Genomic DNA, 13,871 nt, shown 5'->3' with positions numbered 1-13,871 from the left:
GACATAACAGCGCGACATCATCAATACGAGGAGAGAGATCATGACCACGCAGCTTGATCAGCTCGAAGCCCGCGTGCGCGGCGCTGTCCAAGATGAGCCTGATAACGGCATCTTCCGCTGCCACCGCAGCATGTTCACCGACCCCGCCTTTTTTGAGCTTGAGCTCAAGCACATCTTCGAAGGCAACTGGCTGTTCCTGGCCCACGAGAGCCAGGTCGCAGAGCCGGGTGACTACATGACCGTCACCATGGGTCGCCAGCCGGTGATTATTACCCGCGACAAGCAGGGCGAACTGCATGGCCTGATTAACGCCTGTGCCCACCGTGGCGCCACCCTGTGCCGCCGTAAGCGCGGCAACAAAGGTACCTTCACCTGCCCGTTCCACGGCTGGACGTTCAAAAACGACGGCCAACTGCTCAAAGCCAAAAATGAGAAGAACGGCGCCTACCCTGACCAGTTCAAACAGGATGGCTCCCACAACCTCAAGCGCCTGCCGCGCTTTGAAAACTACAAAGGCTTCCTGTTCGGCAGCTTGAGTGACGACGTACAACCGCTCGAACAACACCTGGGCGAAACCACCAAGGTCATCGACAACATCGTCGATCAAGCCCCCGAAGGCCTGGAAATCCTGCGCGGTACCTCGTCCTACACCTACACCGGCAACTGGAAGCTGCAGGCCGAAAACGGCGCTGATGGCTATCACGTCAGCTCCGTGCACTGGAACTACGCCTCCACCATGGAGCGTCGCAACTACGACGCCGGTGGTACCAAAGCGGTGGACGCCGACGGTTGGTCGAAGAGCAAAGGTGGCTTCTACTCCTATGAAAACGGCCACATGATGCTGTGGACCCGACTGCTTAACCCGGAAGTGCGCCCGGTCTATCAACACAAAGACTGGATCCAGGAGCAGTTGGGTGACGCGCGCGCGGACTCCATCGTCAACCAAACGCGCAACCTCTGCCTCTACCCCAACGTCTACCTGATGGATCAGTTCTCCACGCAAATCCGCGTGATCCGTCCCATCGCCGTGGACAAAACCGAAGTCACCATCTACTGCTTCGCCCCCAAAGGTGAAGCCGCCGAAGATCGGCGTGTGCGCATCCGTCAATACGAAGACTTCTTCAACGTCTCCGGCATGGGCACCCCCGACGACCTTGAAGAGTTCCGCGCCTGCCAAGAGGGCTACAACGGGGCGCTGGCCGAATGGAACGACCTCTCCCGCGGGGCCCAACAGTGGATCGAAGGCGCCGATGAAACGGCTCAAGCGATCGACATGAAGCCCCTGCTCAGCGGCGCCTCCCCGGAAGACGAAGGGCTCTACGTGCTGCACCACAAGCACTGGGTCAGCGAAATGCTGCGCGCCATCGACAAAGAGCGCAGCCAGTTTATCGCCACCGCGTCCGCCTAAGCGCCAGAAGAGAGGAGATAAGTGCCATGAGCATTAGCTATCACGATATCCAAGCTTTTTTGTACCGCGAAGCACGGCTGCTGGACGACCGGGAGTGGGACGAGTGGCTCACGTTGTACCGCAAAGACGCCGAGTTCTGGATGCCGGCCTGGGACGATGACGACCAGCTCACCCGCGATCCGCACAGCGAGATCTCGCTGATCTACTACCCCAACCGTGAAGGGTTGGAAGATCGAGTGTATCGCATCAAGACCGAGCGCAGCGGGGCCAGTACGCCGGAGCCGCGCACCACCCACCAGGTGTCCAACCTGGAGATCCTGTCCCAAGAGGGTGACACGGTGGAGCTGCGGTTCAACTGGCACACGCTCAACCACCGCTACAAGAAGACCGACAGCTTCTTCGGCACGTGCTTCTACACCCTGGACGTATCGGGAGAGAGCCCGCTGATCACAAGAAAAGTCGTGCAGTTGAATAACGACTATATCCATCAAGTCATCGATGTGTATCACGTGTAATCGATAGAGATAAGACAGGGATGTCACTTATTGCGGTATCCACCTTGCTAATAACCACCCAACAACAACTCAACCCTGGTGAAAATATAATGAAAACATTTAAAAAGACCTCTCTTGCCATGCTCCTAAGCGCTACTGCTATGCTGTCAGCAGGCAGTGCCATCGCCAATGAAGATCCGGTGAGACTAGGTTTGATGCTCCCTTACTCAGGTACCTATACGGCACTTGGAGAAGCCATTACTAACGGCCTGAAACTTGCCATTGAGCAAGAGGGCGGTCAGTTAGGTGGTCGTGATGTGGAGTACGTTGAGCTTGATTCAGAGGCTGACCCCTCCAAAGCACCTCAGAACATGAGCCGTCTAGTTAACGGAGACGATGTTGACTTCGTCATTGGGCCCGTACACTCCGGTGTTGCCATGGGCATGCTGCGAGTGGCTAAGCAGACAGGCGCGATTACAATTATTCCCAACGCGGGGCTGGGTGCCGCTACTAATGAGCTGTGCATGCCGAATGTCTTCCGCACTTCATTCAGTATGTGGCAAGACAGCTATCCCATGGGCAAAGTGGCCTACGATCAAGGGCATCGCAAAATTGTGACGATCACCTGGGATTATGCCGGTGGTAAAGAGGATCTGGCAGGTTTCGAGGAGGCTTTTACCGCTGAGGGCGGTGAGATTGTCGAGCAGATTTTAGTTCCGTTTCCCAGTACTGAGTTTCAGAGTTACTTGACGCAAATTGCTAGCCTTGAGCCTGACGCTGTTTATACCTTCTTTGCGGGCGGTGGCGGTGTCAGCTTTGTACGGGATTATGCCTCGGCAGGTCTTAAAGAGAGCATCCCGTTGCTGGGGTCAGGCTTCCTTACCGAGGGTAATTTAGCGGCCCTGGGCGACGCAGGCGAAGGGGTTATGACCACGCTGCACTACGCCGAAACCCTCGAAAATGACGCGAACCAATCCTTCGTTTCGGCCTACGAAAAAGCCTACGGTGAACTGCCCGATACTTACGCGGTACAGGGTTACGACACGGGCATGATGTTGGTTCAGGCTCTCTCAGTACTGGGTGGCGATACCTCAAATCAGGAGCGCTTGATTGATGTCTTGGCCAATGTTCAGTTGGCGAGTCCGCGTGGACCCTTGAGCTTCTCCGACTCCCACCACCCCATTCAAAATGTTTATCTGCGCGAGATTCGCGACGGCAAGCACGAAGTCGTTCGTATCGCTCATGAGAATCTAGAAGTACCCGATGAAGCCTGCCAGATGTAACAACATCTGTATGCACTCTGGGGTAGGCATGACCTGCCCCTCACTCTGATTCTCGGAGGGATCTTATGGATCTCGCATTTTTCAGCGTACAGCTACTTAATGGTCTGCAGTACGGTCTGCTGCTTTTTTTGATTGCCAGCGGTTTGACGTTGATTTTCGGCATTATGGGAATCATCAACCTAGCCCACGGCGCTATGTATATGATTGGCGCCTATTTGGCTTACGACCTGACCCTGCGCTTGGGCAATTTTTGGCTGGCCATTCTGGCGGCTATCCCCATCGCTATTGCACTGGGGCTCATCATTGAGCGGCTGTTTCTAGATACGCTCTATAAGCGCGATCACCTCTATCAAGTGCTGCTGACATTTGGACTGATTTTAGTGCTCAACGAGGCGCAGCGGATTATTTGGGGAGGGGATGTGCATCGTGTTGCGGTGCCCGCGCCGTTTGATGCCAGTATTCAACTGACCGACAACCTACAGTACTCGGTCTACCGCCTCTTTGTGATGGGCGTCTGCCTAGCATTGGCTGGGGTGATCTATTGGGTGATGCGCCATACGCGGCTGGGCATCATCATTCGGGCCGGCGCGGTTAATCGTGACATGGTTGAAGGGTTGGGAATCAATGTGCGTACCCTCTTTACGCTCATCTTCAGCGTAGGTGTTGCGCTCACTGCCTTTGCAGGGATGATCGCCGCACCGCTCACCTCCATTGCGCCAGGCATGGGCGATAGCATTCTCATCACTTGCTTTGTGGTTGTCGTCATCGGCGGTATTGGTTCCATTAAGGGGGCCTTTTGGGGGGCCATTATTATTGGCATGGCCACCACCTTTGGGGCAGTGCTCATCCCTAGCCTTGCCAGCATGGTGATCTACCTGATTATGGCAGCGGTATTGCTGGTGAAACCGCGTGGCCTTTTCGCGTGAGGAGAGTAAGAAATGTTGCATAAATATCCTAAACGCGTTGCGTTCATCATGCTGGTATTAACGGCGTTGGTGGCTGCTTTTCCTCTATGGGGAGAAGCCGTATTCGGTAATCAGGCTAATTTCATGTTAGAGAAACTAACACTGATGTTAATCCTGGCACTGTTTGCCATGAGCCTGGATCTGTTAGTTGGCATCGTGGGCTTAGTCAGCCTGGGTCATGCGCTCTTCTTCGGTTTAGGCGCTTACACCCTGGCGTTAGCCAGCCCTGACTTTAGTCCGGCGTCAATGTGGTGGATGCTGCCACTTGTCATGGGCGTCTCTGCCTGTGTGGGATTAGTGATAGGCATTTTAGTGATCCGCACTAAAGGTATCTTCTTCATCATGACAACCCTGGCATTTGGCCAGATGCTTTACTACTTCATTAGTACGTCTCAGTTCTCGGGAGGGACCGACGGTGTTTTTATTATGTTCCGACCGAGCTTGGCGTTAGGGGAGCGTACGCTGGTAGATCTTGATAACCCTTACAGCTTCTTTTACTTCTGTTTAGGGATGCTGCTTCTCGGCTACTTCTTTCTACGCTGGCTCACTCGCTCCTACTTTGGTCAAGTGCTCGACGGTATTCATGACAACGAGCACCGAATGCAGGCCTTAGGCTATGCCACCAGCGGCTATAAACTGGTTGCCTTTGTTATCGCAGGGGTGATGGCAGCGATTGCTGGCATGTTAGCGGCGATGCAGTACGGCTTCGCTAATCCGGCTCAGCTCGGCTGGCATACCTCTGGCGAAGTGCTAATGATGCTTATTTTAGGCGGCATGGGCACCATCTTTGGCCCCATTTTAGGCGCCTTCGCTTATGAGATTCTGCTCTTTACCTACGAGCATATGACTACCCACTGGCCGATACTCATGGGGCTGACTATCATCGCTGCCGTTTTAGTCCTTCCACGTGGTATTGCGGGCTTGATTATCGCACCACCCTGGAATCGCAAGCGTCAAACGACGACTGAAACCGTCGAAAACCCCAAAGCCTCTCCCTCCGTTCAACCCATTACCCACAATAAGGAGGGCTAAGCTATGCGCGATGAAGTCATCTTAGCTACGCATGGGTTGACTCGCCGATTTGGTGGTTTAGTGGCAGTCAACGACGTTGATTTTGACGTTAAATCTAATGAAATCCACGCTATTTTGGGCCCTAATGGCGCGGGTAAAAGTACGCTAATCAACCTGCTCTCTGGTGAGATCCCTCCTTCTGAAGGCCAGGTGCTCTATCGCGGTCAGCCGATCCAGGGTAAAAGCGCGCGCCAGATCGCACGCTTGGGCATTGGCCGCAGCCACCAGAAAACCAACATATTCCCACGCCTCAACTGCCTGCAGAACTGCGAACTAGCGGCGCGTATCCACATGGGCGGTGTGTTTGGCAGCTGGCGTTCGCGCCAAACCGCGCGGCAGGTAAGCGAGCGCGCTCAGGAGGTACTGGATACCTGCCAATTGAACCACCGTGCTTATACGACCGCATCCGATATGAGCTATGGCGAGCAGCGCCAGCTGCAGATCGCGATGGTATTGGCGACGGCACCATCGCTGATGCTACTTGATGAGCCAATGGCGGGAATGGGGCGTGAAGAGACCGCTCAAGTCACCGAACTGCTCGCCAGCCTAACGGATCGCTACACGCTGGTGTTGATTGAGCACGATATGGATTCGGTCTTCCGCTTGGCTGATCGCATTACCGTCATGGTCGATGGCTGTGTGTTGGAGAGTGGCCCGACAGAGCAGATACGCACCAGCGAAAAGGTACGCGATGTCTACCTGGGGCGTCATGAAGAGGGGGCAACCGCATGAGCGCAGAGCAAACCAATACGCCATTAATTGATGCCCGGGGGCTGCACACTTACTACGGTGAGAGCCATATTTTGCATGGGGTGGATTTGACCCTGATGCCTGGTGAGACGCTGAGTCTGCTGGGCCGCAACGGTATGGGCAAGACCACGACGCTGAAGTCGATACTGGGATTTGTCCCACCTCGGCGTGGCGAGGTGTTTATTAAGGGCGTCTCGGCGACCAAGCGGCGCCCCTGGCAACTGATTCGCCAAGGGATTGGCTACGTGCCGGAGGGACGCGGTATTTTTCCAGGCGTCAGTGTGCGTGAGCATCTGATTATGGCTGCACGTCCCAATGAGCGGGGGGAGTCTCCCTGGACGCTAGAGCGCGTTCTGGATACGTTCCCGCGCCTGGGCCAACGTATCAATCATGATGGCTCCTTTCTCTCAGGCGGCGAACAGCAGATGCTTTCTATTGGCCGTGCGCTGACGACCAACCCTGATCTGATGATCCTTGATGAAGCGACCGAAGGTCTTGCACCGCTGATTCGCGATGAGATTTGGAAGATCATAGGTGAGATCAAAGCGACCGGAATTTCTACCATTATCGTCGATAAAAATATCGATAACCTTCTGAAGATAGCAGAAAAACACCTGCTACTGGTCAAGGGGGAAGTGGTCTATAGCGGTGATTCTCAGGGCCTAAAAGATAATCCATCAATTCTTGAAACCCACCTCGGCGTTGCTTGATACAGCTCCGGCAAGCAGGTGCTTGCCGGAGCTGTTGGATACTCGTTAAATACTGACACGGGGAAGTGTGTTGCATGCAATTGCAAAAGGATCTGTCGATTCCAGCAATCACTGCTGGCTTTGTAGCGGTGCTGGTCTCTTATTCTGGGCCACTCGCCATCTTTTTCCAGGCGGCTCAGAGCGCCGAAATATCCAGCACCATGATGACGTCCTGGGTTTGGGCCATCTCAATCGGCGCAGCTGTCTCAGGTATTTTTTTAAGCCTGTGGTTAAAAGTGCCGGTAGTGACCGCTTGGTCGGCGCCGGGGACTGCGTTGTTGGTAACACTGTTTCCAGGGTTGACGCTTAATGAAGCGGTGGGCGCCTACCTAACGGCCGCCGTGATCATTTTTCTGATCGGCGTTACGGGCTCTTTTGACCGTATTATCCGGCTGATACCGCCGGGCATAGCTAGCGCGATGATGGCAGGCATTCTGTTCCAGTTCGGGGTGGGAGTCTTCGTTTCATTGGAGAGCGTGCCAGCACTGGCGATTGGTATGTTTATCGCTTACCTGCTCTTTAAGCGGCTTACCCCGCGCTACAGCTTGGTACTGCTTTTAATAGCCGGTATCACTATGGCAGTCTTGTTAGAGGGCGCCAGTCTGCAGGGGGTGTCTCTCCAGTTTGCCGATCCCCAGTTTATCCACCCCGAGTGGTCCTGGAATGCGACCTTGAGTCTGGCCATTCCCCTGGTATTGGTGAGTTTGACGGGACAATTCTTGCCCGGCATGGCGATTCTGCGCACTTCTGGTTACTCCACCCCAGCTAGGCCAATCGTTATCGTGGCTAGTGTAACTTCCTTTTTTACCGCCTTTTTTGGCGGTATTACCACTGTAATCGCGGCGATTACAGCAGCAATCTGTACGAGTAAGGAGGCCCACGAAGATCCTGATAAGCGCTATGTCGCCGGGGTGGCAAACGGGGTTTTCTACCTGTTTGGCGCTATTTTTGCGGGCACTATTGTGGCGCTGTTTACCTCGCTACCGAGGGAGTTTGTGGCAGTACTCGCAGGACTTGCGCTGATTGGTGCTATTACCAGCAATATTAGTGCTTTTGCGGCCGAAAAGAGCCACCTGGAAGCCTCTGTCATTACTTTCATTGCCACTGCATCGGGCGTTAGCTTTTTAGGCTTAGGCTCTGCCTTTTGGGGGGTGGTCGCTGGGTCGCTTGCCTATAACCTGCTGCATAGACGCTTTCGCTCGCTTGAACAGAAAACTCAAAAACAACAGTAGCTACTGTAGTGGTAGCCGGAGTGTAACCATGCAAAAGATCTTTGTGGCGATGGATGATAGTGAAGACTCCTTACGTGCTTTGGCATTTGGCCAGATATTTGCGGCGCAATTGGGAGCGGATGTAAACGTTATCTCAGTGGTGCCGATGCAGGGCGATATAGCAGCGCGGCGCTCTACGTTGCAGGCGCGAATTGCGGCTCATCATCTGGAGGCGGTAGTACTCGATGTGGTTGCCCATGACAGTGCCAAGGAGTATCTCGGTGATCTTGCCAGCCAAGAAAGTAGCGGTCTATGCATGATGGCGCACGGTCGGCGGCCCGTGTCAGAAATGCTAATAGGTAGCGTAACGGCGGGAGTTGTTCGCCGAGCCCACCGCCCGGTTTATTTGTGTGGCCCCCGTTATGACAGTCGAGCCCACCAGCGGGTCGACGTATTAGCCGTTTGTGTTGATGGGTCTAAGCTATCCGAGAAAATTTTGCCCTATGTAGCAACTTTATCGAAGCGTTTGGGAGCTCGTTTGCAATTGTTGCAAGTGATAGATGCCTCTGCTGCCAGAAAATCAACAGCGTTAGGTCATACCGATGTGATGGAGTCAGCCTATCTAAACGCGCTGGCACGCCGTGTCGAAAGTGAGCAAAAACTGGAAGTAGACTGGGAGGTGCTTCATGGCGACCCCGCCGACTCTATCGTCAGTTATTTAGCGGGTAGCCATAATACGATGCTTGCCATGACCACCCATGGGCGTAGCGGCCTTTCGCAGGTGGTGGCGGGCAGTGTCAGCCACGAAGTGCTGCATGAAGCTTCTTGCCCTGTGGCTGTTCTGCGACCTTGAATCACTGGCTTGCTGCCATTATGGGTAGCGCCCAGAGCGGCGATTTTCAACGAGTACCTCTAAAATAGCATTGGCTTCCTGCATAAGCGGGGAGGGTTTTTCGCCCCGCCGACGGCTGCAGATAACGGGGGATGTAATTGATTTATCGGCCAATGGTACATAGCAAATACCATCGCGTTGGACACGCTTTACCTGCTCTGGAACCAGCGTAATGCCAATGCCGGAAGCGACAAGGCTAAGTGCCGTTTGAACCTCGTTGGCTTCCTGCACAACTTCGACCTTTAATCCTTGACGGCGGAAAATTCCCAATACCATATCGGCAAGGCTAGGACGTGGTTTTGCGGGAAAAAGGATTAGAGGGTAGCGGGCCAGCTCTTCGCAGCTAGGGGTTGTGCCCTCTAGCGGGTGACCGCTAGATAGAGCTGCAATTAATGGCTCGTCGAAGAGAATTTCCTGCTCGACGTCGGGGTCATCAATACGTAAACGCCCGAAGCCCATGTCGATGCGACCCGCTTTGAGCGCCTGAATTTGTTGTACTGTCGTAAGCTCTGCCAAGGAGAGCTCGACATTATCCATGCGGCGCAAATCACGCACGAGCATTGGGAGCTGCCCGTAAAAAACGGACGGTACAAAGCCAATGCCGAATAGTGCCCGCTTGCTACGCGCCATGTGTCGAGTGGCGTCGATGGTGACTTCCACTTTCTCTAAAATCTGCAGAGCGTGCTGCTGAAAAAAGACACCTGGCGGCGTCAAACGCAATCCTCTTGAGCTTCGTTCAAACAGTTCAGCTCCCACCTCTTGTTCTAATTGTTTGATTTGGCGGGAAAGAGGCGGTTGAGACATATGCAACCGTTCAGCCGCACAGGTAAAGTTAAGCTCTTCAGCGACGACGCAGAAGTACCTCAGGTGGCGTAGTTCCATGATACCTCCAAGGTATGAGCGGCTACTTAAACAATATTGGCTTTGTCATTCGCTTGTTAGCATGCTGGTGATGCTTTTCACGTATTGAAGGCAACTTTAAAACCAGCCTAACCAAGCGCCATAACGCTACCAGCATTTAAACGTTTAAAAGCGAAATATCGACTACGACTTTAGTAATGAACGCTAGAATAAAAGGGGATAGACCTGCCATGTATGCGCGTATTTTAGTTCCTGTCGACGGCTCTGAGAGCGCTAAACAAGCTTTGAAGGTGGCTTGTAAGCTGCTGGATAGAGAAGGCTCAACGCTCTATTTATTACATGTACCTGAAACGCTTGCCTATACGACCACACTGGTGTGGGGCATTGGTGCTATTGATGCAGGCACTACGCTTGCTGAACGCGAGAAGGTGGGTGAACAGCTATTGGCCCAGGCGGTGAGTTCCGCGCAGGCAGAGGGCGCTAAGCACATTGAAGAGTTGCTGACGCAAGGTGACCCAGCCCGCGCCATTATAGAGGCTGCCAACGCCAATAATATCGATACCATTGTGATGGGAAGCCGAGGGTTAAGCGACTTGGCGGGGGTGGTGATTGGCAGCGTATCGCACAAAGTGGGCCATTCAGCCAAGTGTCCTGTGATTACGGTGAGTCAATAAAAAGCAACGTCGATATCTGCCCGCACCTCCCCCGAAATAGTCTTCAACCTGCATAAATTTACTTGCCGTCTAACACACCCTAGCCCATGCTTTTAGCAAGACGCTATAACCTAGGGTATTGGCTAAAACGAGACGTTAGGACGTTTGAACATGGCAAAATTCTTCCAGGAATTCCGAGAGTTTGCGGTAAAAGGCAACGTCGTCGATATGGCGGTGGGGATCATTATCGGTGGGGCGTTTACGCTGATTGTGCAGAGCCTGGTGGCGGATGTGATGAACCCGCTGATTGGTTTGTTGGTGGGCGGTGTGGATTTTTCCAATCTGTTTGTAGTGTTACGCCAAGGGGCGGTGGGCGGCCCTTATGCGACGCTGGCGGATGCCCAGGCGGCAGGGGCGGTAACGCTAAACCTCGGGCTTTTTATCAATGCGGTGGTCAGCTTTATGATTGTCGCCTTCGTGGTCTTCTTATTGGTACGCACCATTAACCGATTAAAGCGCGAAGAGGCGGTAGCGCCTGCGAACCCTACGGAGCAGCCGTGCCCTTACTGTTTGATGGTGGTGCCGATCAAAGCCACGCGCTGTGGCCACTGCACAGCAATGCTGGATCAGCCAGCGGAGGCTGAAACGCCGGTTGAAGTTACCTCTGCGCCACCGCAAATGCCACCCGCCAAACCTTGAGCCACTAAAAAGGGCGCCACTGCTGAAGTGGCGCCCTTTCACGTTATACCAGCAGCAACCCTAGGCGCTTTTCTTAATGGTTTTGCTGTCTTTTTGCTTACTGCCGGGCTTTTTGCTGTCGTTAGCATCGCTGGGTTGCGGCAGCGATGGCAGCGATTTGGCCAGCATTTCGACGCTGTGGCGATAGTAGAGCTGGCTCTTATTATGCTCGCCAAGGCTTGCATAGAGACGTGCAAGTTCAGCGCAAACTTCGCCATTAGGGCGCTGCCGCTGGCTGGCTTCAAAGTACTCCAACGCCTTTTGCCACTGGCCGGTGCGCAGCGAGAGGCGACCGCAGGCGAGCAGCAGCTCGGGGTCGTTGGGGCGCTCCTGCAGCCACTTCTCGGCTTTAACTAGTTGGCGACCGGCGTTCACATTCAGCAGGCCGTAGCGTTTTACTAAGCGTGCGTCCCAGTGGTGATCCAGCGAGTGGTTGAGCAAGCGCTCGGCAATGGGCTCTTCGTGGGCTTGAATCAGCGCTTCGCTGTATAGCACGATCAGCTCGGTGTTGCCGCGCAGGTAGTCGGGCATATCAGCCCAAAGGCCACGCACTCGCTCAATGTTGGTGGGGTTTTGCGCTTCAAACACGATCAGCTCGCGGTAGGCTTTAAACTCCAACTGCTCACGCTCTTGCTGGGTGATGAGCTTCTGCGCCGCCAAGCGTGGAATCAAACGCCGTAAGCCTTCCCAATCGTTGACGCTTAAATGCACCTGCTTGAGTAGCTTGAGCACCTGGGGTGGTTGGAGAGCTTCTTATCCAGGCGATTCAGAATCGCCAGGGCTTCTTCCGGCTGCTGACGCTCAATCATCATTTGCGCCTGCATCAAGCCAACGGCCGTATCGGCTCCGTCGGTGGTTAGCTGCGCCTGATTCAGGTGCTCCTGGGATTTCACGTGGTGGCCCTGATAATGGGCCGCCAGCGCTGCGGATAGGTAGTTGACCAGCGGTGTGCTGGAATCATCGGCGGCATTAACCAGGGTTTTTTCGGCTTTTTTCCAGCGCCCTTCGGTCAGTGCTACCAGGCCACGCACGGTGCGCTGCATGGCGCGACGGTTACGTGCGCGGCTGTTCCAGCTACGAAAACGCCCCATAGGGCGAATAATGCCGCTGAGCAAACGCAGTACAAAGTGTAGGACGATAAAGGCGGCAAACAGCAGCACCAGACCAAACCAAAACGATGTCTGGATGGATGAGTCGCCCACGCGGATTAGCCAATAGCCGGGCACCGACATCATCAGGTGCCCAAACAGGGCCCCGACGGCGAGGCCTGCGACAATGAGGAGAACAAGCTTTCTCATGAATCACCTCCGCTTTGGCCACGCGTCTTATAGCGGTTGTCGATAAAGCGTGCGAGTTCCTGCTGTGAAGCGCTGATATCGGGCAGCTCGGGTTTTACCTCTGCTTCCTTGAGCTCTTGAAGGCGCGTAATAACGCTTTGGGTCTCTTCACGAGTGGTGTCGTAGTAGTCGTTCAGCAGCTGTAGCGCTTTGTCGATACTCGCGTCATAAAGCTCTTTCTCTTCGTTGAGCAGGGCCAACTGCGTCTGCTCCAGCACTAAGCGCAGACTTTGGCGTAGGTAAGACTCTTGCTCTGGGGTAATCAGCGCTTCCAGCGCTTCATCGTGATGGCGAACCACCACCAGGTCTTTGAGCTCTTCACCGAAGCGCGCCAGCTGGCGCTGGAAAGTGCCGGTCGGCGGCTGCTCGATGCTGGAGGTTACCGCTTGCTCCTCAATTTCTTGAGAGAGTCGCAGAGAGGAGATGCGTTCCTGCTGGGCATTGAGCGCTAAGTAGAGGCCGGTGCGGTCAACCTGGGGCACGGCGTCCAGCGCGGCTAGCTCATTGGCAATTGCTGCGCGTACGGGCGTCAACGCCGGGTTGTCAGCATCTACTAGACGCGCATCGGCGGTACGCAGCAGCGCAGCAGCGCCGTCAACATCGCCTTCCAGCTGTAAACGCTGATTGGCCAGACGCAGCAGGTAGGCTGCTTCGGCATGCAGCCACTCGCGCTCGTCGGTGTCCTGCTCTTGAGAGAGCTGATCCAGCACTTGGCCCAGGGTCTCATCGACGTCGCTGCGGTAGCTGTCAAATTCATCACGCAGGTCACCCAGTGTGCTTTGCAGCGCTTCATCGCGCTCGGCTTCGCCGCTATCAAGGCGTGACTCGAGGTCGCTAACCGTTTGCTGTGAGGCGCTCCCCTCAGCCTGCTGTGCGACTTCGTCGAGGCGTTGCTGCTGGCTCTCCAGGCGCAGCCAGCCCTGCCAGGCGATAAATGCCAAGGCAATCGCCAGGATAATCACCAGGGCAATTGCGAGGCCGCCGCTTTTACTGCCTCCGCTTTTGCCTTCACCGCTTTGGCCGTTACCGCTGCCTTTGTGGCCGGTGGGCGGCGTAGTGCCCGCCGATGACTTGCCGCTGGTCGGCTTTGACGAGGCGGCGCTTGACGATGGCGAACTAGAAGTCGACCCGCTTGAGGAGGATGGGCTGGGTTGAGCGGCGCTCTGGGAAGGTGAGGCTGCACTGCTGGATGTGGTATCTGTCGATTTAGCCGTGCTGGTAGTACTGCTAGCAGCGGTTGAACTCGCAGTGGGCGAGCCCTTTCCACGCCGCCGCGACCGGCTATTTTTAGCGCCACTCTGAGCAGGTGTTGTTGAGCTCGGCGGCGTGTTCGGCTTGCTGGGCTCAGTCGCGTCGGTCGTGGAAGCTGCTTTGTCGGTCGTTTTAGGGACGCCTTGAGAGGCATCGGAGGACGTCGGTTGTACATCGTCCTGATCGTTTACTTGTTTGCTCATGTGTC

13 protein-coding genes and 1 pseudogene are annotated in these 13,871 nt (G+C 54.9%); 11 read left to right on the top strand and 3 right to left on the bottom strand.

Annotation, left to right across the window (positions count from 1 at the left end; all coding sequences use genetic code 11):
- Window positions 1-40: 40 nt before the first annotated feature.
- From FDY98_RS15345 to FDY98_RS15305, 9 genes are all read left to right on the top strand, one after another.
- Window positions 41-1,408, top strand: coding sequence for a Rieske 2Fe-2S domain-containing protein (locus FDY98_RS15345; RefSeq protein ID WP_101148319.1), 1,368 nt, complete (start codon window positions 41-43; stop codon window positions 1,406-1,408).
- A gap of 26 nt (window positions 1,409-1,434) precedes the next feature.
- A complete protein-coding gene (gene benB / locus FDY98_RS15340; protein ID WP_027958005.1) occupies window positions 1,435-1,923 on the top strand; it encodes a benzoate 1,2-dioxygenase small subunit in 489 nt (162 codons plus the stop codon).
- Window positions 1,924-2,012: 89 nt separating this feature from the next.
- Window positions 2,013-3,185: an ABC transporter substrate-binding protein gene (locus FDY98_RS15335; RefSeq protein WP_027958004.1), complete on the top strand. Its 1,173-nt coding sequence runs from the start codon at window positions 2,013-2,015 to the stop codon at window positions 3,183-3,185.
- A gap of 65 nt (window positions 3,186-3,250) precedes the next feature.
- Window positions 3,251-4,111, top strand: coding sequence for a branched-chain amino acid ABC transporter permease (locus FDY98_RS15330; RefSeq protein ID WP_027958003.1), 861 nt, complete (start codon window positions 3,251-3,253; stop codon window positions 4,109-4,111).
- 12 nt (window positions 4,112-4,123) lie between these two features.
- Window positions 4,124-5,182, top strand: coding sequence for a branched-chain amino acid ABC transporter permease (locus FDY98_RS15325; protein WP_155705947.1), 1,059 nt, complete (start codon window positions 4,124-4,126; stop codon window positions 5,180-5,182).
- Window positions 5,183-5,185: 3 nt separating this feature from the next.
- Window positions 5,186-5,953, top strand: a complete 768-nt coding sequence (locus tag FDY98_RS15320) for an ABC transporter ATP-binding protein (protein ID WP_027958001.1) — start codon at window positions 5,186-5,188, stop codon at window positions 5,951-5,953.
- A complete protein-coding gene (locus FDY98_RS15315) occupies window positions 5,950-6,681 on the top strand; it encodes an ABC transporter ATP-binding protein (RefSeq protein ID WP_022521209.1) in 732 nt (243 codons plus the stop codon). Before FDY98_RS15320 ends, FDY98_RS15315 begins: the two co-directional genes overlap by 4 nt.
- A gap of 74 nt (window positions 6,682-6,755) precedes the next feature.
- A complete protein-coding gene (locus FDY98_RS15310) occupies window positions 6,756-7,952 on the top strand; it encodes a benzoate/H(+) symporter BenE family transporter (protein WP_027958000.1) in 1,197 nt (398 codons plus the stop codon).
- A gap of 28 nt (window positions 7,953-7,980) precedes the next feature.
- The gene (locus tag FDY98_RS15305) at window positions 7,981-8,784 is read left to right on the top strand and encodes a universal stress protein (RefSeq protein WP_027957999.1); all 804 of its coding nucleotides are present in this window, start codon (window positions 7,981-7,983) and stop codon (window positions 8,782-8,784) included.
- An 18-nt stretch (window positions 8,785-8,802) separates the two neighbouring features.
- On the opposite strand, the gene FDY98_RS15300 is transcribed toward FDY98_RS15305, so the two are convergent.
- Window positions 8,803-9,705 (bottom strand): LysR family transcriptional regulator, encoded by a 903-nt coding sequence (locus tag FDY98_RS15300; protein WP_009286235.1) that lies wholly within the window; start codon window positions 9,703-9,705, stop codon window positions 8,803-8,805.
- Window positions 9,706-9,914: 209 nt separating this feature from the next.
- Here FDY98_RS15300 and FDY98_RS15295 point away from each other — a divergent pair, with 209 nt between their 5' ends.
- Window positions 9,915-10,358 carry a universal stress protein gene (locus tag FDY98_RS15295; protein ID WP_027957998.1) on the top strand — a complete coding sequence of 148 codons (444 nt, stop codon included), beginning with the start codon at window positions 9,915-9,917 and terminating at the stop codon, window positions 10,356-10,358.
- A gap of 150 nt (window positions 10,359-10,508) precedes the next feature.
- Window positions 10,509-11,036 (top strand): large-conductance mechanosensitive channel protein MscL, encoded by a 528-nt coding sequence (gene mscL, locus FDY98_RS15290; RefSeq protein ID WP_022521214.1) that lies wholly within the window; start codon window positions 10,509-10,511, stop codon window positions 11,034-11,036.
- Between the two features lie 60 nt (window positions 11,037-11,096).
- Here the strand turns inward: mscL and FDY98_RS15285 are convergent.
- Both FDY98_RS15285 and FDY98_RS15280 read right to left on the bottom strand, forming a co-directional pair.
- Window positions 11,097-12,373 (bottom strand): annotated as a pseudogene (locus FDY98_RS15285) (heme biosynthesis HemY N-terminal domain-containing protein).
- Window positions 12,370-13,866 carry a uroporphyrinogen-III C-methyltransferase gene (locus FDY98_RS15280; RefSeq protein ID WP_027957996.1) on the bottom strand — a complete coding sequence of 499 codons (1,497 nt, stop codon included), beginning with the start codon at window positions 13,864-13,866 and terminating at the stop codon, window positions 12,370-12,372. The pseudogene FDY98_RS15285 and the gene FDY98_RS15280 overlap by 4 nt, the downstream one beginning before the upstream one ends.
- Window positions 13,867-13,871 lie beyond the last annotated feature (5 nt).

The sequence above is a fragment of the Halomonas sp. PA16-9 genome, from assembly GCF_009728585.1.
Taxonomy (GTDB): Bacteria; Pseudomonadota; Gammaproteobacteria; order Pseudomonadales; family Halomonadaceae; genus Vreelandella; species Vreelandella titanicae.
Note: the sequence above shows the minus strand (reverse complement) of the source record. Positions and strands in the feature narration are given on the sequence as shown.